The 21901-nt window shown below is 61.3% G+C and carries 21 protein-coding genes, 1 tRNA gene and 5 pseudogenes; 9 read left to right on the plus strand and 18 right to left on the minus strand.

The genetic code is table 11. The features are described 5' to 3' along the window. Positions 1-60 precede the first annotated feature (60 nt). The 7 genes from NWI_RS15980 to rpmH all read right to left on the minus strand — a co-directional run bounded on the left by NWI_RS15980 (position 61) and on the right by rpmH (position 5529). Complete coding sequence (locus NWI_RS15980; protein WP_011316234.1) at positions 61-777, minus strand: pyrimidine 5'-nucleotidase; 717 nt, start codon at positions 775-777, stop codon at positions 61-63. Beyond that, positions 774-1670 carry an acetylglutamate kinase gene (argB, locus tag NWI_RS15985; RefSeq protein WP_011316235.1) on the minus strand — a complete coding sequence of 299 codons (897 nt, stop codon included), beginning with the start codon at positions 1668-1670 and terminating at the stop codon, positions 774-776. Before argB ends, NWI_RS15980 begins: the two co-directional genes overlap by 4 nt. Before the next feature lie 244 nt (positions 1671-1914). Continuing rightward, positions 1915-2319 (minus strand): DUF423 domain-containing protein, encoded by a 405-nt coding sequence (locus tag NWI_RS15990; protein ID WP_011316236.1) that lies wholly within the window; start codon positions 2317-2319, stop codon positions 1915-1917. After that, entirely contained in the window at positions 2316-2969 is a 654-nt protein-coding gene (gene yihA, locus NWI_RS15995; RefSeq protein WP_011316237.1) for a ribosome biogenesis GTP-binding protein YihA/YsxC, read from the minus strand. Before yihA ends, NWI_RS15990 begins: the two co-directional genes overlap by 4 nt. A 150-nt stretch (positions 2970-3119) precedes the next feature. Continuing rightward, the gene (gene yidC / locus NWI_RS16000; RefSeq protein WP_011316238.1) at positions 3120-4964 is read right to left on the minus strand and encodes a membrane protein insertase YidC; all 1845 of its coding nucleotides are present in this window, start codon (positions 4962-4964) and stop codon (positions 3120-3122) included. A 72-nt stretch (positions 4965-5036) separates the two neighbouring features. Continuing rightward, entirely contained in the window at positions 5037-5372 is a 336-nt protein-coding gene (gene rnpA, locus NWI_RS16005; RefSeq protein ID WP_011316239.1) for a ribonuclease P protein component, read from the minus strand. Positions 5373-5394: 22 nt separating this feature from the next. Beyond that, a complete protein-coding gene (rpmH, locus tag NWI_RS17270; RefSeq protein WP_006609582.1) occupies positions 5395-5529 on the minus strand; it encodes a 50S ribosomal protein L34 in 135 nt (44 codons plus the stop codon). Positions 5530-5847: 318 nt separating this feature from the next. Here rpmH and NWI_RS16010 point away from each other — a divergent pair, with 318 nt between their 5' ends. The 7 genes and pseudogenes from NWI_RS16010 to NWI_RS17770 all read left to right on the plus strand — a co-directional run. Beyond that, positions 5848-7326 carry a sensor histidine kinase gene (locus tag NWI_RS16010; protein ID WP_011316240.1) on the plus strand — a complete coding sequence of 493 codons (1479 nt, stop codon included), beginning with the start codon at positions 5848-5850 and terminating at the stop codon, positions 7324-7326. A 226-nt stretch (positions 7327-7552) separates the two neighbouring features. Next, positions 7553-7629, plus strand: a tRNA-Arg gene (locus NWI_RS16015). A 677-nt stretch (positions 7630-8306) separates the two neighbouring features. Then, positions 8307-8819: an RNA polymerase sigma factor gene (locus NWI_RS16025; protein ID WP_011316242.1), complete on the plus strand. Its 513-nt coding sequence runs from the start codon at positions 8307-8309 to the stop codon at positions 8817-8819. A 165-nt stretch (positions 8820-8984) separates the two neighbouring features. Beyond that, positions 8985-9983: a FecR family protein gene (locus tag NWI_RS16030; RefSeq protein ID WP_041345218.1), complete on the plus strand. Its 999-nt coding sequence runs from the start codon at positions 8985-8987 to the stop codon at positions 9981-9983. A 211-nt stretch (positions 9984-10194) separates the two neighbouring features. Further along, positions 10195-11859, plus strand: a complete 1665-nt coding sequence (locus NWI_RS16035) for a TonB-dependent siderophore receptor (RefSeq protein ID WP_049750597.1) — start codon at positions 10195-10197, stop codon at positions 11857-11859. Continuing rightward, entirely contained in the window at positions 11766-12650 is an 885-nt protein-coding gene (locus tag NWI_RS18405; protein WP_049750598.1) for a TonB-dependent siderophore receptor, read from the plus strand. Before NWI_RS16035 ends, NWI_RS18405 begins: the two co-directional genes overlap by 94 nt. Positions 12651-13036: 386 nt before the next feature. Next, positions 13037-13375 (plus strand): annotated as a pseudogene (locus tag NWI_RS17770) (Mu transposase domain-containing protein); the annotation flags it as partial. Here the strand turns inward: NWI_RS17770 and NWI_RS16045 are convergent. After that, positions 13349-14599 (minus strand): annotated as a pseudogene (locus NWI_RS16045) (SAM-dependent methyltransferase); the annotation flags it as partial. The pseudogenes NWI_RS17770 and NWI_RS16045 overlap by 27 nt on opposite strands. A gap of 229 nt (positions 14600-14828) precedes the next feature. On the opposite strand from NWI_RS16045, the gene NWI_RS16050 reads away from it, so the two are divergent. Then, a complete protein-coding gene (locus tag NWI_RS16050) occupies positions 14829-15104 on the plus strand; it encodes an AbrB/MazE/SpoVT family DNA-binding domain-containing protein (RefSeq protein ID WP_011316245.1) in 276 nt (91 codons plus the stop codon). Then, positions 15091-15480 (plus strand): type II toxin-antitoxin system VapC family toxin, encoded by a 390-nt coding sequence (locus NWI_RS16055; RefSeq protein ID WP_011316246.1) that lies wholly within the window; start codon positions 15091-15093, stop codon positions 15478-15480. The genes NWI_RS16050 and NWI_RS16055 overlap by 14 nt, the downstream gene beginning before the upstream one ends. A gap of 60 nt (positions 15481-15540) precedes the next feature. On the opposite strand, the pseudogene NWI_RS16060 reads toward NWI_RS16055, so the two are convergent. The 10 genes and pseudogenes from NWI_RS16060 to NWI_RS16105 form a co-directional block, all read right to left on the minus strand. Beyond that, positions 15541-15918 (minus strand): annotated as a pseudogene (locus tag NWI_RS16060) (hypothetical protein); the annotation flags it as partial. 73 nt (positions 15919-15991) lie between these two features. Then, positions 15992-17343 (minus strand): IS3 family transposase gene (locus tag NWI_RS16065; RefSeq protein WP_148203761.1). Its coding sequence is split into 2 segments (ribosomal slippage): positions 15992-17007 and positions 17007-17343, totalling 1353 coding nucleotides; the frame shifts between segments, so codons are not numbered across the junction. 85 nt (positions 17344-17428) lie between these two features. Next, a pseudogene (locus NWI_RS18410) lies at positions 17429-17605 on the minus strand (DUF6117 family protein); the annotation flags it as partial. A gap of 94 nt (positions 17606-17699) precedes the next feature. Next, positions 17700-19061, minus strand: a pseudogene (locus NWI_RS16075) (ParB/RepB/Spo0J family partition protein); the annotation flags it as partial. A gap of 257 nt (positions 19062-19318) precedes the next feature. Then, positions 19319-20017, minus strand: a complete 699-nt coding sequence (locus NWI_RS16080) for a methyltransferase family protein (RefSeq protein WP_011316250.1) — start codon at positions 20015-20017, stop codon at positions 19319-19321. A gap of 48 nt (positions 20018-20065) precedes the next feature. Continuing rightward, positions 20066-20380, minus strand: coding sequence for a YdeI/OmpD-associated family protein (locus NWI_RS16085; protein WP_041345222.1), 315 nt, complete (start codon positions 20378-20380; stop codon positions 20066-20068). Positions 20381-20557: 177 nt separating this feature from the next. Continuing rightward, positions 20558-20851 carry a type II toxin-antitoxin system RelE/ParE family toxin gene (locus NWI_RS16090; RefSeq protein WP_011316252.1) on the minus strand — a complete coding sequence of 98 codons (294 nt, stop codon included), beginning with the start codon at positions 20849-20851 and terminating at the stop codon, positions 20558-20560. Further along, positions 20851-21105 carry a type II toxin-antitoxin system ParD family antitoxin gene (locus tag NWI_RS16095; protein WP_011316253.1) on the minus strand — a complete coding sequence of 85 codons (255 nt, stop codon included), beginning with the start codon at positions 21103-21105 and terminating at the stop codon, positions 20851-20853. Before NWI_RS16095 ends, NWI_RS16090 begins: the two co-directional genes overlap by 1 nt. Positions 21106-21217: 112 nt before the next feature. After that, a complete protein-coding gene (locus NWI_RS16100; RefSeq protein ID WP_041345224.1) occupies positions 21218-21475 on the minus strand; it encodes a hypothetical protein in 258 nt (85 codons plus the stop codon). A 117-nt stretch (positions 21476-21592) separates the two neighbouring features. After that, positions 21593-21850, minus strand: a complete 258-nt coding sequence (locus NWI_RS16105) for a hypothetical protein (protein WP_011316255.1) — start codon at positions 21848-21850, stop codon at positions 21593-21595. Between the last annotated feature and the right edge of the window lie 51 nt (positions 21851-21901).

Raw genomic sequence — 21901 nt, forward strand, 5'->3', positions numbered from 1 at the left:
CTCTACTACGCGAATGCAGTTTGTCAACCGTGGCTGTTCTCTTGGACGCAGGCAGCCCTGTCAAGCCGATCGCGCCGTCAGTCCCGCCAGAAAACCGGAGAGATCGTCGGTGACGTGATCGACGTGCGGCGCACCGCCGCGGCCTTCCATTTCCCAATCCTCACGCACGACCTCGCGCGTCCCGTCCGGCACCACCAGCACGGTCGTCATCCCCAGTTCATGCGGGACGACGAGATTGCGCGCCAGATCCTCGAACATCGCGCTTCTCGCGGCATCGACATGATGACGTTCGAGAAAGCGACGATAGGTCCGCGGTGAAGGCTTCGGCTCCATCCCCGCAGCGATGATGTCGAACACGGCCTCGAAGTGATGACCGAAACCGAGCCGCTCCAGCACCTTGCCGGCATGGGCGGTCGAGCCGTTGGTCAGGATCAGCTTGCGGCCCGGAAGCCTTTCGATCGCCGCGCCCATCGCCGGGTTGGGATCGAGCGGCGAGTGATCGATCTGATGGACGTAAGCGAGATAGTCGTCGGGCGAGACGCCATGCTCGGTCATCATGCCGCGCATGCTGGTGCCGAAGCGCTTGTAGTAATCCTTCTGGATACGCCTCGCCTCGACCGGATCGACGTTGAGAAACTGGCCGATATATTCACCGATCCGGGCGTCGACCTGCTGCCAGAGATTGACGTGATGCGGATAGAGCGTGTTGTCGAGATCGAACACCCATGTGTCGATATGACTGAAACCGCGGTGGGGATGTCGCTGCGCGCAGGTCACTTGTGAATCAGCGTTCCCGTGCCCTGATTGGTGAAGAGCTCCAGCAGCACCGCGTGAGGAGTCTTCCCGTCGATGATGACGACGCCGCTGACGCCCTGCTCCAGCGCGTAAATGCAGGTTTCGACCTTCGGGATCATGCCGCCCGAAATCGTCCCGTCGGCGATCAGCTTGCGCGCGTCGCTGATCGATAGCTCCGGAATCAGCTTCTTCGACTTGTCGAGCACGCCGGGAACGTCGGTGAGAAGCAGAAGACGCTTGGCCTTCAACGCACCGGCCACCGCGCCGGCGAAGATGTCGGCGTTGACGTTGAAGGTCTGGCCGCCTTTCGAGGTGGCCAGCGGCGCCAAAACCGGAATCAGCTCATGACCGATCAACTGATTCAGAAGCGTCAGATCGACCTTTTCGGGCTCGCCGACAAAGCCGAGATCGACCACCTTCTCGATGTTGGAATCCGGGTCCGCCAGCATCCGCGTGGCCTTCGCGGCGGTGACCATGTTGCCGTCCTTGCCGCAAAGTCCGACAGCCTTGCCCCCGGCCTCGTTGATGTAGCCGACCAGTTGCTTGTTGATCGAGCCGGCAAGCACCATCTCGACGATTTCGATGGTCGCGGCGTCGGTAATGCGCAGACCGGCCGCGAATTCGGATTTGATCCCGAGCCGTTGCAGCATGGCGGCGATCTGTGGGCCTCCGCCATGCACCACGACCGGATTGATCGCGGTCTGCTCGAGCAGCACGATGTCGCTGGCGAATTGGCGGGCGACGTTTTCCGAGCCCATGGCATGGCCGCCATACTTGATGACGATGGTCTCCTCGTCATATCGCTGCATGTGCGGCAGCGCCTCGGACAGGATGCGCGCCTGATCGAGCGGGCTGATGCGGGAGTCATCGGGCATGAAGCTGATCCCTCGAACTGATCTCTTGGCCGGCGGGAGAACGGGTTCTAGAGCATGATCCCGAAAAGTGGAAACCGGTTTTCGGATAAGATCATGCTCAAAAAGATAAGCGACGAGTCTGATTCAACGCAGTTGAACCGGACTGTAGATGTTATTTTGACGCGTTTTCATAACGCGAACCGGAATCCGCTTCGCTCGAAAACGCTATAACCGATCGGCGGCAGGGCCGCAAAGCCGCTTCGGATCAGGATCCGGACCGGTCGGAACGGGAGGCCGCGCGAGGCAGGACCGCGGCGATCGCGAGCAAGAACCAGCTCAGGATCATCAGCGTTCCTCCGGTCGGAGCGGCTCTCGGGAAAAGGTGATGTCCGAGAAACTGGCGCACCATCATGTCCGCGCCGAACAGGGTCGCGCCCGCGACAAAGCCGCCGGCCGCCAGGAGGCCGATGCGCGGACGAACGATCTGCCGGTCCGCCAGAAGAACAGCCAGCATCGCGGCCGGAGCGTGCAGCGACAGCATCGATGAAGCCGAAAGCGCAAGCCTGCCGCCATCAGCCGTGTGGGCGGCGACCGCCCCCAGGATGACGCCGGCGGCGCCCATCAGTCCCGCCGCAATGACGATGATCCGAAACCAGCCGAGGTGCGTCATCGACGATGATCTCCTATCAGGCGGGCCATGGCGGCACGCAACTCCGGGATTCCGTTCCCCGTCCGTGACGAAGTCACCAGCACATCCGGAAACGCCGCAGGGTGGCTGGCAAGCTGCGTCCTGGTGATATCGATACGTTCCGCCATCTCGGTCACCTTGACCTCGTCGGCCTTGGTCAGCACGACCTGGTAGCTCACGGCGGATCGGTCGAGGGCGCCAAGAACGGTCTTGTCGATGTCCTTGATGCCGTGGCGCGCATCGATCAGGACATAGACGCGCGCAAGCGTCGCCCGACCGAGCAGGAACTGGTGGATCAACGACGTCCACGACGCGATTCTGGCCTTCGGGGCCGACGCAAAGCCATAGCCCGGCATGTCGACCAGCCGGACATCGACCCCTTTGGGACCCTCGAAGAAGATCAGTTCCTGGGTTCGTCCCGGAGTGCGTGACGTCCGCGCCAGCGCGCTGCGGCCGGTCAGCGCATTGATCAGGCTCGACTTGCCGACATTGGAGCGTCCGGCGAATGCGACCTCGAGGCCCGACATCGGCGGCAGCGTCTCGATCGACGGCGACGCCCAGATGAATTGCCATTCCCCGGCAAACAGCTTCCGGCCCTGCTCGATCAATTCCGCATCAAGGCCGGTTGTCATGCGAACAGGCCTTCCCGGCATGGCGTTGCGCGTTCGCGACAAGACTGGCCGGTCGTCCGCAGAACGGCTGGATTCGAGAACGTGCTCGCCGGGCATTGGATGGCTTCGTCCGTCATGCTCCCCCGCAACGATCGCAAGGCGGAGCTCCGCCTATGTGGTCTTCGCCGGCTTGTCGGAGGATTTGCGGCGGAAGGTCGACTTCACGTTATCGAACAACTCCACCTTCACGCCGTTGCGACGCATGATGTAGCTCTGCTGAATCACCGACAACGTGTTGTTCCACGCCCAGTAGATCACAAGACCCGCCGGGAAGGCCGCGAGCATGAAGGTGAAGATCACCGGCATCCAGTCGAAGATGATCTTCTGGGTCGGATCCGGCGGCGTCGGGTTCAGCTTCATCTGGAACCACATCGTGACGCCCATGATGATCGGCCACGCGCCGATCGCGAGATAGGGCCCGATCAGCGGCACCACGGAGGGATCGTAGGGCAGCAGTCCGAACAGGTTGAAGATGTGGGTCGGATCGGGCGCCGACAGGTCCTTGATCCAGGCGAAGAAAGGCGCGTGACGCATTTCGATGGTCACGAACAGCACCTTGTAGAGCGAGAAGAACACGGGAATCTGCAGAAGGACCGGAAGACAGCCCGAGATCGGGTTGATCTTCTCCTTCTTGTAGATTTCCATCATCTCCTGCTGCAGCTTCATCCTGTCGTCGGGATAAAGCTCTCTCAGCGCGTTGATCTGCGGCTGGATCGCCTTCATCTTCGCCATCGACGCGTAGGATCTGTTGGCAAGCGGGAAGAACACCAGCTTGATCAGAACGGTTACGACCAGAATGGAAACGCCGAAGTTACCGAACACGTGAAAGAAGAAGTCCAGCGCGAGGAACATCGGCTTGGTGATGAAATAGAACCAGCCCCAATCGATCAGCAGGTCGAAATGGTTCAGGCCGAGTTGCTTGTTGTAGCCGCCAAGCTCCGCCAACGGAAAATTGAGGCCGACAACGCCCGCCTCCTTTGCGCCGGCAAAGAGGCGCGTGCTGACTGCGCCCGTGCCGCCGGCCGGGATGGTCCGCGCATCCTCCAGATAGTCGGTCTGGTAGGTCCTGACCGCACCCGCCTGATCGGAGGAGAAGCGCGCCTGCAATCGCGCGCTGGTATCGGGAAGCAACGCCGCGGCCCAGTATTTGTCGGTGATGCCGAGCCAGCCGTTGGTGACATTGAAGGTGACCGACCCGGCTTCGTCGATATTCTTGTAGGAGTATTCCTGCAGCTTCTGATCGCCGAGATAGCCGATAAGGCCTTCGTGCAGGATGTAGTAGCCCGAGATCTCGGGCGTGCCATGACGCGAAATCAGCGCGAACGGGTACAGCGTCACCGGAGCGCTGCCGGTGTTTGTGACCTCGTCTTTGATGGTGAACAGATACTGATCATCCACCGAGACGGTACGACGGAACGTCAACCCTTCGCCGTTGTCGTATTTCAGCGTGACAGGGGTGGACGGGGTCAGGGCGCCCGCCCCCTCCTGTTGCCACAGGGTGCTCCGGTCCGGAACCCGGACGGTCGATCCGGTGCCCGGAACCCATCCGAACTCGGCGTAATAAGGAGAGGCCGTGCCGGACGGCGAGAACAGTTCGATCGCGGGAGAAGCGGGATTGACCGTCTCGCGGTACTTGGTCAGCAGAAGATCATCGATGCGCGCGCCGGTCAGCGAGATGCTTCCGCTGAGGCGAGGGGTGTTGATCTGGACGCGCGGCTTGGACGCGATGGCAACATCACGGGCAACCACCGCCGATCCGGCCGCGGATTGACCGGGCGCGGCGGTATTGGGCGCAGCCTCGCCCTGTGACTTGCTCTGGGACTTGGCAAGCTCGCTTTGCGCCTGGTGGGCGGCGCGGTCCTTCTCCATCTGCGGGATGTTGTAGAAATACTGCCAGGCGATCAGCACGAGAGCCGACAGAACGATAGCGATGATGGTATTGCGGTTCTCAGACATCGTTCAGGGTCTCGTCACTCGGTTCGGGTTGCGGCTGGATGCACCGTTGATGCCGCCGATTTGACGCCGCGTTCATCCTGGATGCCGGCGGTCGAGACGCTGAAGCGCCGAACGCAAATCATCGAGCATCACTGCGAAACGGCGGTTCAGCGCGGCACGGCGGCCGATTATCACATAATCGCTGTGCGGTCGCATGGATACGGCGTCCACGCGCTTCACCAATTCGCGAAGTCTGCGGCGGATGCGATTTCGTTCGGTCGCGGTGCCATTTTTCTTGGTCACCGTGAAGCCGATCCTGATCGCACCGTCATCGCTGCGGCGGCGATTTTGCACCACGAAGGCTGGGGTGCTCACCCGCGGCCCATGGGCAGCGGCGAGGAAGTCCGCCCGCTGCCGCAACCGGTCCATGATGATTCCCGGAACGATCCGCTCAGGCGCTCAGGCGCTTGCGGCCCCGCGCGCGCCGCGCTGCGAGAACCTTCCGGCCGCCGGTGGTCGCGAGGCGGGCACGAAAGCCATGACGCCGCTTGCGTACCAATTTACTGGGTTGATAAGTCCGTTTCACGGGAGTCTCCGCTGACCGGGCGCGTCGCCTGATGTTGAGGTTGAGTCCGGCAAGGCCGCCCGAACCGAGCCGTTTTTCGGCTCGGACAAGCCGCCCCGGCCGAAACCGGGCCGTCACGGACAATTGGCGCGGCTTATACGGGAGCGACCTCTTTTCGTCAATCTTGCCCTCTATCGTTTCCTGGTCCCGTCAAACTGGCCAACCTGTCGCGCCGGCCTATATTACACAGGTGTTCGGCAGTATTTCCTGAGGTCCCGTCGTCCGTTTCAGGAGCGCGGATCATGGTCAGTTTGCCGCAGGGCCCGCAGAGGAAAACCCGTGTCTCAGGCGATCGAACAGCTCCGGATTCGCGCCGCGCGTCTGTCGTTGCGCGGCCGGCTCGGCCTGTCCGGCAAGCTCCTGCTACTCACGATCCCGCTGGTCATGATCGCTGAAGTCCTGATCTACGTCCCGTCGATCGCGAACTTCCGGGTAAACCGGCTCAATGATCGGCTGGCGGCCGCGAACACAGCCGCCCTGGTGCTCGACGCGGCCCCCTCGGGCATGGTGCCCGAGTCGCTCGCGCGGCAGATCCTCGGCAGCATCGGCGCGCGGGCGGTCGCCATCAAGATGGGTCAGCAGCGGCGACTGCTCGCCAGCGCGGATCTGCCGGCGTCGATCGACCATGACATCGACATGCGCACCATGACGCCGTGGTCAGCCATTGTCGGCTCATTCGAAACCATGCTGGAAAGCGGCAACCAGGCGATCCGCATCATCGGGCCCGGGCCACGCGGTGCCCAGTTCATCGAAGTCGTCACCGACGAGGAGCCGCTACGCCAATCGATGTACCGCTTTTCACGCAACCTGTTGCTGGTCTCGCTGGCGATAGCTGTTCTGACGGCCGCATTGGTTTATCTGGCGCTGCACTACCTGTTCGTCCGCCCGATGCGGCGACTGACCGCCAATCTCGTGGGTTTCCACCAGAACCCCGAAAGCCCCGCGCGAATCATCGTGCCGTCGCAGCGCGGCGACGAGATCGGCGTCGCCGAGCGTGAACTCTCCGACATGCAGCGCGACCTGGTGTCCATGTTGCATCAGAAGAGCCGGCTGGCCGCGCTCGGTCTCGCCGTTTCGAAGATCAATCACGACCTTCGCAATCTATTGGCGTCCTCCCAGCTGCTTTCCGACCAGCTGGCCAGCGTACCCGATCCACGGGTGCAGCGGTTCGCGCCGAAGCTGATGCGCTCGCTGGAGCGCGCCATCGCGTTCTGCCAGTCAACGCTGTCTTATGGACGGGCGCAGGAGGCTACCCCCGACCGGCGGCTGATGGCGATCGAGCCCATCGTCAACGAGGTGCGGGAATCAGCCGGGCTGACGCCGGAGGGGTCCATAACCTGGATCGATGCGATCGAGCGCGGCCTTACGATCGACGCGGATCCGGATCAGCTTTTCCGTATTCTGCTCAATCTGGTGCGCAACGCCGCACAGGCTTTGGAAACCCAGCCGCGAAACGAAGCGGCGACCCGGCAAATCCGGGTCGCCGGCCGCCGCGAAGGCGCGGTGGCGATCATCGAGGTTTCCGACACCGGACCGGGCGTTCCGGAACAGGCGCGCAGCCACCTGTTCGAGGCGTTCCAGAGCTCAGGACGCCCAGGCGGCAGCGGCCTCGGCCTTGCGATCGCGGCGGAACTGGTGCGTGCGCATGGCGGCGATATCCACCTGGTGGAAGGCACCATAGGCGCCACGTTCCGGATTACGATCCCGGACCGTCCCGTGGAGTTGCAAACCATCCGTAACGAACGCGCGCGGGCCTGATCGATTCAGGGATTGCCGCCGCTCCGTATCACCGGATTTCGGTTGTCTGCCATAAGGTTGATAATCACCCTTCCGTCGCACCGTTCTCGGTTCATCCTATGGGATTTCGTGTCATCCGCCGTTGGTAGCGCCGCGCCGCTTGCAAAGCCGCCCGGGAGCCGTTAGCAATGGCCCGCTTCGGGATGCCTGTTCCGAAATGCGATGATTTTGATTTCCGCCGACAAACGCGCCCGTAGCTCAGCTGGATAGAGCACCAGACTACGAATCTGGGGGTCAGAGGTTCGAATCCTTTCGGGCGCGCCAATAAAATCAAATACTTAATACAATCTAACCGTTTCAAAAACACGATTTGAAACGGTTTTTGAAACGGTTTTCGCCGTGGCACACTCTATGACCGCATACTCTACTTATTGTCGCGCCAGTGTTCGCAGCCTCGTCTCGGCGAAACGTGCGTAAAGCTCTGCGCGTCGAAGCGTTGCCGCCGACTGTGATCATTGGAGCGAGTTGCGGCAGGGGTTTCAGGAAGATGGGCGCTTGAGCGGCGCGGGCGATCAAGCCAATCCTTGAAGATATCCAGCCTGATGTGATTGCACTGCCACAACGACGCATAAACGAGGCCTGGATAGGTCGCCCGGAAGAGTTTCAGGAAAGCGTCCGAGATCGCTATCGCTTCGAAAAACCTCACGATTCCTGCAGACTCGGGTCCCGTAAAACATCTGCAAGCCGACCAGATTTCTAGAACAGGTCTAAATCATTGCTGTTGCACGCGAATTTTCATCTGATAGTGAAGCGGGATCAACGATAGCGATCCTTGCGCGGTCGTGTGAAAGTGCGTGAACCTTGGGAAACGGTCCAACCAAAAGGATTGCTGAAGCAGATATGCTTCGCCCTGCGGCAGGGTGCAGCTTCGCATCTTTGTCGGCTGACCGGGTCAGGGTAGCCCCGGAAGCGCTTCCTCCTCAGGCCGGCCGGAGGCGATCATGTCGGCTGCGTTGAACGCGATTTTCCAGTCGCACCGCCGCTCCCTCCTTTGGACCGTCATGAGGATCGTGCGCGATCCGCAAACGGCCGAGGACCTCGCGCAGGAAACCTATTTGAAGGTCCGAAAGGCACTTGAGACAAGGCCGATCGAGCACGTTGAGAGCTTCCTGTTTCAAACTGCTCGGAATCTGGCGATCGACCATCAGCGGCGTAAGGCGGTTCGCAATCGGTACGAGGCGTCCGACGCAGCAAGGGAAGACATAGAGAATGTCGCCGCCGCGGAGCCCTCGATCGAAGACGATTTGATTCAGCAGCAGCGGTGGCGGGCGTTCGAGGACGCACTGGCGGAACTCCCGGTGCGAGCAAGAACCGTATGGTCCATGATTCACCTGCAAGGACGTACGTGCGCTGAGATCGCGGAACATCTCGGCGTTTCCCGCAATACCGTCTATAATGACATCAAACTTGTCATGGGGCATTGCCAGGATGTGCTTGCGCGGCTTGAGGATTGAAGCCGGTGACGTGTACAGAAAAACTCTGGCAACACGCTCTGAGCAACCTGTCGGAATCGCTCAAGCTGCCATCATTGGTATCGCAAGGAGAAATTTGTGACGGGTCTTCCTGTCAAACGTCTCACTCATATGAGCGTCCGAACAATCGAATGGCGGATCAGCTAGGTGAGACAGAAACTGACAGGGGATTACGAATCGGATGGAGAATACATGCATCCGGATCCCGTGACGGATCAGGCCCTCGACTGGTTCATTCGACTCCAAGAAGAGCGTGATTCCGCGACGCTGGCGGAGTTTGAGGCGTGGCGGCGATCGGACATGCGCTGCGGCCAGGCATTTGCGCGTATCTCCGCGATGCACGGCATGGCTTCCTTGCGCAAGGCAACCGAGACCGACGCCCGCCGGCTCGGGCTGGACGTGCCCGCGTCCGCGGTTTCGGTGCGGGAACGGAAGGCACCACGAAGCTGGATCCCGGCTGTTGCCGCGGCCGTTCTCCTGCTGCTGATAGGCTGGCAGCAGTTGCCGGGCGTCATGCTGCGGTGGCAATCTGACTATATGACAGCAACCGGCCAGCGGGATACCATCACGCTTCCGGACGGCTCGACCGCGACGCTCAACACCTCGACCGCCATAGCCGTTGATTTTTCTGGCGGTCGCCGCCGGGTTACATTGCTCGACGGTGAAGCCTATTTCGACGTCCAGCATGACCCGTCGCGCCCATTTGTTGTCGCAGGCCATTTCGCGCAGGTCGAGGTCAAGGGGACTGCTTTCAGCGTCAGGACCGAAAATGATCAGGACACTGTCGTGCTCGAACGTGGCCGCGTTGAGGTGAGCAGCCAGGCCGGTCACGAGTTCCTTGCGCCGGGGCAGATGATTGTCGCCAGCGCGTCCGGCTTATCTGCGGTGGAGGCAGCGGACATCGATAAATCGCTTGCATGGCGCGACGGCCGGATCGTGTTTCGCGACCGGCCATTCCGCGCCGCATTGGCCGACCTCGAGCGCTATTTCGACGGACGGGTCGTGGTTATAGGCAGCGTGGCCTCGGATCGCCTGGTGAGCGGACATTATCGCATCGATGATCCTGACGCGGCGATCAGGACGCTCGCGCGATCGGCCGGTGCCGACGTCACGCGGCTTCCGGGTGGAATCTTGATCTTGCGTTAAAGCATTTTTCGGCGAAGTGGATACCGGTTAGCCGGAAGAAAATGCGACCAGACAATAATCTAGAGCATGGTCCGATTCAACTTGATCGGATCATGCTCTAGCGACCAAACTTTTTTTGTGACGGGTCGACCCCTCATCGTCCCTGTTATGAGGGCCGAGTTTTCACAAGGTGTGACAGCAGCCCTCTGCATCTGGTTGAGGGCAGCGAGCGATGAACGATCGGGGGATCGCAGATCGGAATAATACTTCGGCATCGAGCAAGGACGGACGAACGAAACGTCTCGGCGTTGTTCTGCTCGGTTCGACGATCCTCGCCTGTGGCATCGCGAATGCGCCCGTCATCGCGCCCGCCCAGGCGCAGCAGGCGGTCCGCACTGTTCAATTCTCGATCCCCGCCCAGCCGCTTTCCTCCGCGATAGATGCATTTAGCCGTGTCACTGGCTGGCAGGTCGGATATTCATCCGACATTGCTCGCTCGACGACCACGCGTGCTGTCTCGGGCGCCATGACGCCTGCTCAGGCGCTGCAGACCATGGTGGCCGGAACGGGCGTCAAGGTCAGCATCACAGGCCCGGCGAGCGCCGCGTTGGTTTCGAGTACAGCCAATGCAGGGAGCGGCGGCGGCGCGCCGGCAGGCGCGATCGCGCTCGATACGATTGACGTGCAGGGCGAGACCGCGTGGGGGCCGGTGAACGGTTTTGTCGCTAGCCGCAGCGCCACCGCCACCAAGACCGACATTCCGATCCTTGAGGTGCCGCAGTCGGTCTCGGTGGTGACGCGTGATCAGATGAAAACGCGGCAAGTCCAGTCTCTGCACGAGACGCTGCAATACACATCGGGTGTCTTCGCCGGATTTAGCGGTCAGCAACAATTTAATCCCAGGTTCCAGATACGCGGTTTTTATTCTGAAGGTTGGGATGGGCCGATCTATCTGAACGGGCTGCCTACCTTCGGAGCCGCCGACATCGAGACCTACGGGTTGGAACGTGTCGAGGTGATGCGCGGGCCTGCTTCGGTTCTTTACGGTCAGGGCCAGCCCAGCGGCGTGATCGCTCTTGTCACCAAGCGTCCGACCGAACAGCCCCTCCGGGAAGTGCAGCTTCAAGGCGGCAGCTTTGATCGAAAAAGTGGCGCCTTCGATTTCAGTGGTCCAGTCACGGAGGACAAGTCGCTGCTTTATCGTTTCACTGGCTTATGGCGCGACGGCGGCAATGGCATAGACTTCTCAAAAGAGAACCGCACGTTTTTGTCGGGCTCGTTGACCTGGCGTCCCACCGCTGCGACGGAAATCATGGCCTACAGCCTTTATCAAAAAGACAAGGGACGATGGAACTTCGGTCTTCCAGCACGGGGTACGGTACTGCCAAATCCAAATGGACCAATCCCGCTCACTCGCTACCCTGGCGAGCCAAGCCTCGATTACTACAATACAGAGAAAACCACTGTCGGGTATAGCCTCCAACATCGCGCCACCGACGGCCTGACTTTCAGGCAGAATCTTCAGTACTCACGGGATACTTACGACGAGCGTGACATTAGTACGTCCGCCCTTGCAAGTGATTTGCGTAGGATAAACCGTATTGGTCTCCTAACCCACTATACGTTTGATACGTTTGCGATCGACAATCAGGCTGAGTTGAAAGCCACCACTGGCAGCCTGCAACACACCCTTCTGTTTGGCGTGGACTATCGATGGCGAGGGAGGAGTAATCAAGGTATCGGATGGGACAGTGTCGTTCCTCTGCTCGATATCTACGCCCCCGTTTATGGCTTGCCTGTTATTTGGTCGACCACGCCAACTTCATCCCGCCACAGACACAAAATGTCACCGGTATCTATCTTCAGGATCAGATCAAGTTCGACCAATGGATTCTGACACTTGGCGGCCGCTACAATTGGGCGGAATCCAAGACTGTTAATGTCCTCAGCAGTTCGGCGACGACTCAGGATGATCAAGCCTTCACCAAGCGGGCCGGGCTCGGTTACGAGTTCGATAGCGGCTTTGTCCCCTACATCAGCTACGCTGACTCGTTCGTGCCTCTTTCCGGGACAACATTTGATTTGGTGCCGTACAAGCCGGAAACCGGGAGACAGTATGAGGCTGGCATCAAGTATCAGCCGAAAGATGCAAGATGGCGGATCACGACAGCCGTGTATGATTTAATAAAGCAGAATGCCTTGACGCGGGATGTCGCCCATCCCGGATACTCTATACAGACCGGTGAAATTAGCTCACGTGGTTTCGAGTTCGAGGCGGTCGCTAGCCTGACCAACAATCTAAATCTGACTGCCGCTTATGCCTATAATCATGCACGCGTGACCAAGAGCAACGATGTCAATCTCGGTAAGCGGCCAGTGACCACACCGGCGCATATGGCGTCGGTGTGGGCCGACTACACCATTCGGGAGGGCGCGCTGAACGGGCTCGGCTTCGGTGCCGGCGTGCGTTATGTCGGGGCTACGCCCGGTGACATGCTCAACAGTTTTTACGCGCCAGCTTACACGCTGGTGGATGCCCTGGTCCGTTATGAGATCGACAACTGGCTTTTTACGGTCAACGTCAGCAACCTGTTTGACACGCAGTACGTGGCAGCGTGCGCCAGTCTCAATCAGTGTAACGTCGGGCGTTTTCGTACCGTGCTCGGCAAAGTGAGCTATCGCTGGTAGCTGATGGTGTCATTTGCGGAGAAGATCCACAGTGCTGCCGCAACACACAGGAGTTCAGAGCGCCGCGAGTACAAAACGCGTCGATTCGGCGCTTTCCTCATCTGATGACAATAGCGGCTGATGTCGGCAAGGCCGTAGAAGCAGGAAGCGGAACGGGATAGCAGAGCCCGATCAAGAGAATGGCCCCTCTCATGTGAGGACATGTCAATGCTGACGTTGGCAAAGGATATATCGGATCACCAACTCCTGACGCCGCTCAAACGTCGATCGGAGCCGCAACCGCGCCGAAGCGATTATAATCGTCGCCGCTTCCTCGCCTGGCTGCGCGACGAGGTGGCGGTGCTGCGCTCCGTTGTCATTCGGCCTGCAATATTGACCCTCTAAGCCGGGGGATCGACGAGCTAAACGCCTGGCTGCTCGACAAATGCATCACTTACGCCAAGGCGCATCGCCATCCGGAACTGGCCGATCAGACGATCTGGGACGTGTTCGAAGCCGAGCGCCCCAAGCTCGTTCCCTATGCCGGCCGGTTCGACGGCTTCCACGCGGTGCCGGCGTCTGTCTCCAAGACCTGTTTGGTACGCTTCGACAACAACAAATACTCGGTCGCGGCCAGCGCCGTCGGACGCCCGGTCGAGGTTCAGGCCTATGCCGACCGTATCGTAATCCGTCAGGACGGGCGCATCGTTGCGGAGCATCGGGTGCGCCTGAGCGCCGGCGATACGGATCGTCTGTAATCCGTAATCTTCATAGATGGAATCGGAGAGGCGACCGTTCTCGGTCGGCTTCCATTCAACGGTGTCGTAGGCGAGCGGAACGCCATCGGGCGCGGCGGGCGATGCGGCTAGAGCGAGCTTCGCTGCCCGGTTCAGATAGCCGCGCACGGTGCGGGGTGCGACCGGCGCAGCGATCGGCACGGCGATGGATGAATCGACAGGAAGCCTCGCGGGCAGATGCTCGGTTAGCCAGCCGTGCAGCGTGGCGACGTCGGGCGCGACTCCGGGCGCGTCCGGGAAGACGGAGGGATCATCGGCGGGCAGCTTGTCGATGACGGTGAGCCGCGTCGCGAAGGTGGTGCCGTGCTTGGCATAGACCGAACCGTCGATCGCGGCGGAGAAGACGACGCGGCCGCGCTCTTGCAGGCACGTGAAGGCGGGCGCCCAGACCGTATTGTCCTGAGAGAAGCCCGCGCCGGTGATCGTGACAAGACGGCCGCCGGGGGCGAGGCGAGCGAGCGCGGAAGCGACATGGCGGAATGTGGCGTCCGCTACCCGGCCCTCGACGTGCGCCATGACGGAGAATGGCGGGTTCATCAGCACAACGGTGGGTACAACGGCCGCGTCCAGATGATCGTCGATCTGCGCGGCATCAAAGCGGGTGACGGAAATGGCCGGAAAGAGGAAAGAGAGCAGCGCGGCACGCATCTCGGCCAGTTCGTTGAGGACGAGCGCGCCGCCGGCGACTTCGGCGAGGATGGCGAGAAGGCCGGTGCCCGCGGACGGTTCCAGAACGCGGTCGGCCGGTGTGATCGCGGCGGCAATCGCGACGGCGAGGCTGAGCGGGGCCGGCGTCGAGAACTGCTGCAATGCCTGGCTCTCTTCGGAGCGGCGCGTATGGGTTGGAAGGAGGTCGGAGATCTTGTCGAGAAGCGGCAGGGCACGCGCCGGAGAACCAGCCTTGCGCAACAGCGCCTTGCCGTATTTGCGCAGGAACAGGACGATTGCCGCCTCGCACGCGTCATAGGCGCGCTTCCAGTCCCAGGCGCCGGTGGCGTCCGACGCGCCGAACGCCGTCGTCATGACGCCGCGCAGGATGGCGGCGTCCACTCGCGTTCCTCGCTCGATATGCGGAAGAAGGAGCGCGGCGGCATGGATGCAGGCCGCGGGATCGACGGACGCGGAAACGGGAGCCGCCGGAACGGCTTCGGCCGCGGGGAACAGGGCGTTCATGGGAGATCCTCGGGAGAGCTGGACGGGAAAGCCCATGGCCGCTCTCTCTCGAACCGCACGGGCTCAAACCCGTCCCGGCATCCCCTTCCTCTCACTCGGCTGTTGCTTCCGGAATCCTGTCGGACTGGCGCTCGCCCTGGTGAGCCTTTCCGCGCAGGGCTGGAGCCTTGAAATTCGGGACGATTCCGACTATCTTACCTTCGTCTTACATTATTTCGGGTCCAGCGCGATGGCCAGTGCGGAAAAGCTCACCACGACAGTCTCCACCAAGGGGCAAGTCATTTTGCCGAGCGCCATCCGCCAGCGGCGCGAGTGGAACGCTGGCACGCGCCTGACGGTCGAGGAGACGCCCGATGGCGTGTTGCTGAAGCCGGCTCCCGCTTTTGCCGAAACCAGGCCGGGAGATGTCTTTGGCGTGTTGCCCTCGAAGGGCGGGTCGAAGACGATCGCTGAGATGGATGCTGGCATTCTCGCCGAAGCGAAGCGTCGACATGCTCGCGATTGATACCAATCTCGTTGTCCGATACCTGACCAACGATCACCCGCGACAGTCTCCGCGTGCGCGAGCCTTGATTGACGGGCAGGCAGTTTTTGTCGCCGTCACTGTGATGCTGGAAGTGGACTGGGTGTTGCGCAGCGCCTATGGCTACCGGCCGGCGGACATCGCTCGCGCGATGCGCTCGTTCGCGGGTCTGCCGACTGTTTCCGTAGAGGACCCCACGGTCGTTGCGGCAGCCCTCGATCTTTCTGAGAACGGCATGGACTTCGCGGATGCGCTGCATCTGTGCAAGACGACGCACTGCGAGGGCATGGCCAGTTTCGACCGGAAGTTCGTGAAGGCCGCCAGAGCCGCCGGCTACGACCGTGTCCGGGAAGCATGACGACGATCAACGCCGAGCCGGAAACCTCGTCGAGCCGATAAGACCCTGATTTCGATGATCTTAGGTATCGGGATCATCTCCATCGAGTACCTCGGCAAGCCAGCCATCGGTGTAGATCCATGCGACGGTGCCTCCGGTGGTCAGATCGATCACATGCGCACCGCCACCGAAACCGTCGAGGCGCGGCCTCGAGCAGGTGTCGGCGTATTGGAATCCCCAGCGGCCTGTAAGGCCAAACTCGGTGGCGCAGCGTTTGACGAACTGGATCAGGCGCTCGGGATCGCCGGTGCCATCGTCGCGCATCCAGAGTTGAGTGCCGCCATATTCCGGTTCGATCGACAGAAGAAAGCCGCCCGACGGCGGCTCCTCGGATGCGCCTTGCTTCGAAAGCGTGTTGTAGAGTTCGAGAGCCCGAGCCGCGTTCTGGGGCGTGCCGACTGTCCGTCGTCAGATGAATTGAGACTGTTCCGGGGTCACGGGAACGGAGGTTCTGGCTCATCTGGGTTTGAGGTTAGGCGGCCTGCAGGTGATGCTGCAAGCGTCTTTGGTGGATGGTCTGGCGTTTGATCCTTTCGCGTTCGGTGAGGATGGTCTGCCCGCGGCCGAAGTAGACGTCAGCGGGCGTGAGATTATCGATGCTCTCGTGATAGCGGCCGTGATTGTAGTGCTCGACGAAGGCCGCGACCTGCCGTTCAAGGTCGCCGGGCAGATAGTAGTTTTCCAGCAGGATGCGGTTCTTCAGGGTCTGATGCCAGCGCTCGATCTTGCCCTGCGTCTGGGGATGATACGGCGCGCCGCGAACGTGTTTCATGCCCTTGCCGTCGAGCCAGGTAGCGAGTTCGGCCGAGATGTATGAGGCGCCGTTGTCGCTCAACAGCCTCGGCCGATGCGCGACCGTGATCTGGTCGAGCCCCGATGCCGCCAGAGCCAGATCGAGCGTGGCGGTGACGTCATCCGCCCGCATCGTGGCGCAGAGCTTCCAGGCGACGATGAAGCGGGAGAAGTCGTCGAGCACGGTCGAGAGATAATACCAGCCCCAACCCGTGATCTTCAGGTAGGTGAAGTCGGTTTGCCAGAGCTGGTTGGGCGCTGTCGTCTTGTCCTTGAACTCAGACGCCGCCTTGATGACGATATAGGCTGGGCTGGTGATGAGATCATGAGCCTTCAGCAGCCGATATACCGACGCCTCCGAGACAAAGTAGCGCTTCTCGTCGGTGAAGCGCACCGCCAGCTCGCGCGGGCTCAGCTCCGTTTCGCGCAGCGCCAGCTCGACGATCTCGGCCCGGATTGGGTCAGGAATCCGGTTCCAGACACGATCCGGCCGCGAGCGATGATCGGCCAGAGCCTCGATCCCACCGGTGAGATAGCGATCGTACCAGCGATAGAACGTGGCGCGCGGGATGCCGAGCTTGTCCAGGGTTCGCCGTGCCGGCAGATGCGAGGCCTCGACCAGGCGAATGATCTCGGCCTTTTCGGATGCAGGATACCTCATGTGTCGTCCTCCCCATCCGCGAGCATGCTTTTTTTCAGCAGGCGGTTTTCCAGGGTGAGATCGGCCACGGCCTCCTTCAGGGCCTGCGCCTCACGGCGCAGCTCTTTCACCTCGTCCGACGTCGCGGCGCGGGCCGTGTCACCAGCGAGACGGCGCTTGCCGGCGTCGAGGAACTCCTTCGACCAGCCGTAATACATCGACGAGGCGATCCCCTCGCGCCGACACAGCTCGGCGATGCTCTCCTCGCCGCGCACGCCTTCCAGCACGATGCGGATCTTCTCTTCAGCCGAGAACTGCCGGCGCGTTGCCCGGCGGATGTCCTTCACGACCTGCTCTGCCGGTGCTTTCTCCGGCCCGGATTTCTGTCTCATCTGCGCTCCAAATTGGCTGCGATGATCCAGAAATCCTCCCTTCCCGAAAACCCCTAAACTGTCTCAAGAGCCCTGACGGCGGACACGCGAGATGGCCCAACGGCGTGAACACATAATCACCTCCGTCGCGTCCGACAGCGCAAAGGACGTAGCGCGGTTCGCGCGTGGCCGCGTCGAGGCACTCCATGAGCGCAAGGTTGCCGTCGCCAGCGGCGCGCAACATGGTGTTGAAATTCGTGCGGGCGTAATCGGGAATGGCCATGGATTTCTCCTGAAACGAAAATGGCCCGGCGGAATGCTAGGCCATGAGGTCGAAGGGAGGATATGCGTGGCGACCGAGCCGCCCCGCTGGTGTGTCACTCGGCGGCAATGAGAGGCGTCGGATCGCCGGTGGCTTCATCCGCCGCGCCATCGTCGTCATCAGCGAAGAACTCGGGCAACGCGACGTCGTCGCCGTTTTGCCCGGCCGAGGTTTCGGCGGCCGGCGCCTCGGCGACGAGACGCAGGGGCTCCGGCAGCCAGCCGGTGTCGGCGAGGAGTCGTTCGGCCTCCCGCGCCATGTCGTCCTTCTTCAGGTGATCGATCAGGCGCACCTTCTCCTCACCGAGGGCCTCATGGACGGCCTGGAGAATGCGGGGCTTGGTGATGCGACCCAGGTAGTTCGCGACGGTGGGACGGAAACCGGCATCCGCCATGTCGAGGCCGGTGACGCGGGCAAGGGCGCCGTCCTCGTCGACGGTGATGAAGACGCCCGCGATGGCGATCTCGGCGGGATCATAGACGGCGGGACGGCGCTCGAAGGCGTCGAGCTGCTTTTCGATCTCGCCGAGGCGTTGGTCGATGTCGTCCGGCAGTTCGTCATAGTCGGCGTATTCGGTCTCGAGACGCTCCTGTTCCTCACGCAGCTTCTCGCGCTGGCGCTGCTCCTTCCGCGTCAGCTCCGCAAACGCGCCGGTGATCGCGCGCAGCCCGTGGTCGTGGCCGTAGGGAAGTTCGAGGTCGACCGTGATCCATTTCCAACCTTCGGCGGCGACCTCGTCGGCGACAACCTTCAGTTTTTCCGCCACCAGGCGATCGAGCAGCGAGACATCCTTGAGCCAACCGTCTTCATCATCGTCGAAGAGGTAGCGTGGCAGCATCTGGCCGCCGGCCGCCATGTAGGCTTCGATGCCGACGAAAAGCGCGCGCTTGTCGGAGGCGGCAACGGTGGTTTCGGTCAGCATATTCCGGATGCGCCAGGGCTCGCGGTAGTGGGACCGTTCGACGGCATCCCACACCTGTTCCTGACGAGCGTGATCCGGATGCGCGGTGAACGCCTCCAGCATCGCCAGCGTCATGCCGTCCTGGGCATAGACCTCGTGCAGCCTCGGCGAAACCTTGGCGAGCGCGAGGCGCTGATCGACGTAACGCTGGCTGGTGAAGTAGGTGCTGGCGACCTCCTCGGTGCTCATCCCACCGTCGACCATGCGCTTGAACGCCTGGAACTGGTCGAGCGGATGCAGAGCGAGCCGGAATGTGTTTTCGGCAAGCGAGTCATCGATCGCCGAAGTCTTGGCATCGGCCTTTTTGACGACGCAGGGGACGAGGCCATCGGCCGGGAAGCGGCCGGCTTCGACGAGGCGGGCGATCGCCCTGTAGCGGCGGCCGCCGGCCGGGGTCTCGAAATCGCCGGTTTCGTTTCCGTCATCATCGAGAATGGCGCGGGCATTGAGGCCCTGTCACGTCTGGACATCGCGGTTCTCCGCGACGGGCGCCGGGAGCCTCTCTCCCAGCCCTCAACCCGTCACGGCAAACCCCGTCTGCACTCTCACTCTCGGGGCGTTGCGGGGGCTCCCCGCAGAAAGGGTGTATCGGCAACGAAGTGCCGACCAGGGGAAGGCTTTCCCCCGCAAAGCCGCAGAAACCCAAAGTTATAAGTATTGAATGTAAGCTGCCAAATGGACAGCCTCCGTGGCGTCGCTGAATGTCTTCGTGTTCACCAGATGCCCGGCATGAGCCGGAATCGGGTGCGGCGCGCATAGTCGGCGTAGCCGTCAAGCTCAGTGCGTAACAGCGCATCCTCCCAACTCGTCCGCAGGATCAGGATGGCGGTCGCGAAAGCGGCCGGGATCAGCGCCCACCATGACGCGAGCGAAAACGGTACGCCGACGAATATCATGATCGCGCTGACATAGCCGGGATGGCGCACGAATTGGTAAGGCCCGGCCGTGATGACGTGCTGGCCGCGCTCGCGCTGGATGCGCACGCCGGGCTCAAAGAAGCGATTGACGGCTTGCGCCCACGCGCCGAGCGCGATGCCGGCAACAAGCAGGACATAGCCGAGGACCACGATTGAGAACGGGACATCCGACCAGGACATCCTGCCGGCGTCGAAGGTAGCCACCGGAATCTCCGCGACCATCGCCGGGAGCATCAAAGCGAGCAGGATGCGGTCCCAGCGTTCCGTGCCCGGCTGGAAGCGGCTGCGCGCCCGATAGATCACGGGGTTCACGCGCCACAAGACCAGCGCCGATATGCCATAGACGACAATAAGGAAGGTGACGAAGAACCACCCTGGCGACCAATCGAGGCGACCGACCGGAAGGAACACGATCGCGAGCAATGCCAGCGGCAGTCCGATCGCGTAGCTGATCGCGAGCGCTCGGGTCATCGGCGGAGGTTCGGTGACAGTCATCTGTCCAGGTTCTTTCCCCGGAAGAAGCGGACGCTCACGCAGGTTGGATTAGCGCCTCTTCTTTCCCTTCTGATCGATCAAGACCGCCTGCTGCCATCGGCTCCGCATCTTATCGGTGCGATGAATGCAGCCTACCCAACAGCAGGGGCGCTTCTTGCCTTCCAAGAGTTCGTCACGGGTTCGCTCGATGCGACGCTGGCGTGTCTTTGGCTGTTTTGCGTCCTCCACCCAACAGATGAACTCGTTGCGACCCAGCGGCGTCAGGTTTTCCCACAGCGCAAATACTTTCGAATCCGATCGCAAGGCCGCCTGAAGGTCTTTGCCTGCTTTGTGGACGGTGCCGTGTGGAAAGGTGTTCGCCATGCAACCTCCAACAATGCGGCCAGCGGATGAGTTCCGGGTTTCATGCACCGGAGGGCGGAACCCGCCGCTTCACGAATCTCGTTAGTCGATGATCTCGGCGCCCTCAGCGTTCAAACGGGGACCGTCCTTCTTCTCCTGTCGTCGTTCAGGCGGGTGCCGGAAGCGGTTTATGGCGTGCTACCGTGCCCCTTCGCTTACCCAATCCTCGTGCCCGTGGCGCACGCGGACAATGAGGACGCCGTCCTCCTCGATCCGGTAGATGACAAGATGGGCCTTGAAGGGATGGATACGCATCGGTGGCGACAACTCGTGACGCTCCCGCGCCATGCGGGGATTGGCCGCGATCAGGTCGAGGATCGCAAACAGATCATCATGGTATTGCCTCGCCTGCGCGGGACCGAACAGGCGCACGCCTTCTTCGGCAATACCGATAATGTCGTCTTCCGCCGCGAGAGAGAGGCGAAAGCTCATCAGCCGTTGCCGCGCGGCGTTCCAGCGCGTTTGACCGCTTCAGCAAACAGCGCGTCTTTGGAACGATTGCCGGCGCCGCTATTCAGACCTTCATCGACAAAGCGCTGCATGGCCGCAATCTTGTCATTGCGCTCCTGATCCTTGCGGATCAAATCGCGTACATAGTCGCTCGCATTGGCGTAGCGACCTGTTTCGGCTTGCGCTTCGACCCAGTCCTTCATCGCGTCGGGCAAGGATACGTTCATCGTTGCCATATCAAACCTCCATACCTCGTCAGCATGGCATACTTTGGCAAAGATTGTCAATTTCCTGCTGCCTCTGCAATGTGAGTTCGGCTAGAACCTTATCGCTTTCCAGCGCTTCAATTCATGACATGCGCTCCGACCTCCACAGGCCGTCCTTGCTTTGGACGAGACGCCAAGTCCAGCGCGATACCTGCGTTCCCTTCGCCGTATGATAGGCGGGAATAGAGAGATGGATGGCATTGCCCACGGCGTACCACTCGGCGATCACCGTCACTCCGTCGCCAAACTCGACGAGGCATCCAGGTCCCGATTTCTGGTCATCATCTACGGTGACGCGGCCGCGCCGGAACGCATGGCTATGAGGAAACACGAAACGCATTGCTGGCACCCGATCGCCGGTCGCCACGCTGGGCCGTTGAGATATTAGCCCGAACAAGGTGAAGCGACAGCCGTCGCTGATGTCTTTGAACGCTTACGCTGTGAAGAAGCCGCGACGTCAATCATCCAGCTTCTTGTTCTTGAGCGTGAAGTCGGTGTTGAATTTCAGATCGTATGATCGACCATCGTTGCACGACGCATTGCCTACCTCGAATTCGCGGTCATCGTCATCCCACTCCATCTTGCCGCCGGTACAGCCTTGGGCCGTAAGGGCAGAGATCAACTTGTCACCCTCGGTCTCAGTGACCACCCGGTCGGCCTTCGCCGGAACAGCAAGGGCCACAAAAACTGAAAGCGACGTGAGCAGCATACGCATGACCCGGCTCTCCCTTTCTTTTACAGCAGCTTATCGCGTGACCGGGCAGCA

Origin of the sequence: Nitrobacter winogradskyi Nb-255 (assembly GCF_000012725.1) — a bacterium.
GTDB lineage: Bacteria > Pseudomonadota > Alphaproteobacteria > Rhizobiales > Xanthobacteraceae > Nitrobacter > Nitrobacter winogradskyi.

What these genes read in the sequence shown, in the direction of transcription:
- argB (WP_011316235.1), bottom strand. Translation starts at nt 1,670, where the DNA reads ATGCCCGATGACTCCCGCATCAGCCCGCTCGATCAGGCGCGCATCCTG.
- NWI_RS15990 (WP_011316236.1), bottom strand. Translation starts at nt 2,319, where the DNA reads ATGACGCACCTCGGCTGGTTTCGGATCATCGTCATTGCGGCGGGACTG.
- yihA (WP_011316237.1), bottom strand. Translation starts at nt 2,969, where the DNA reads ATGACAACCGGCCTTGATGCGGAATTGATCGAGCAGGGCCGGAAGCTG.
- yidC (WP_011316238.1), bottom strand. Translation starts at nt 4,964, where the DNA reads ATGTCTGAGAACCGCAATACCATCATCGCTATCGTTCTGTCGGCTCTC.
- rnpA (WP_011316239.1), bottom strand. Translation starts at nt 5,372, where the DNA reads ATGGACCGGTTGCGGCAGCGGGCGGACTTCCTCGCCGCTGCCCATGGG.
- NWI_RS16025 (WP_011316242.1), top strand. Translation starts at nt 8,307, where the DNA reads ATGTCGGCTGCGTTGAACGCGATTTTCCAGTCGCACCGCCGCTCCCTC.
- NWI_RS16035 (WP_049750597.1), top strand. Translation starts at nt 10,195, where the DNA reads ATGAACGATCGGGGGATCGCAGATCGGAATAATACTTCGGCATCGAGC.
- NWI_RS16050 (WP_011316245.1), top strand. Translation starts at nt 14,829, where the DNA reads ATGGCCAGTGCGGAAAAGCTCACCACGACAGTCTCCACCAAGGGGCAA.
- NWI_RS16055 (WP_011316246.1), top strand. Translation starts at nt 15,091, where the DNA reads ATGCTCGCGATTGATACCAATCTCGTTGTCCGATACCTGACCAACGAT.
- NWI_RS16080 (WP_011316250.1), bottom strand. Translation starts at nt 20,017, where the DNA reads ATGACTGTCACCGAACCTCCGCCGATGACCCGAGCGCTCGCGATCAGC.
- NWI_RS16085 (WP_041345222.1), bottom strand. Translation starts at nt 20,380, where the DNA reads ATGGCGAACACCTTTCCACACGGCACCGTCCACAAAGCAGGCAAAGAC.
- NWI_RS16090 (WP_011316252.1), bottom strand. Translation starts at nt 20,851, where the DNA reads ATGAGCTTTCGCCTCTCTCTCGCGGCGGAAGACGACATTATCGGTATT.
- NWI_RS16095 (WP_011316253.1), bottom strand. Translation starts at nt 21,105, where the DNA reads ATGGCAACGATGAACGTATCCTTGCCCGACGCGATGAAGGACTGGGTC.
- NWI_RS16100 (WP_041345224.1), bottom strand. Translation starts at nt 21,475, where the DNA reads ATGCGTTTCGTGTTTCCTCATAGCCATGCGTTCCGGCGCGGCCGCGTC.
- NWI_RS16105 (WP_011316255.1), bottom strand. Translation starts at nt 21,850, where the DNA reads ATGCGTATGCTGCTCACGTCGCTTTCAGTTTTTGTGGCCCTTGCTGTT.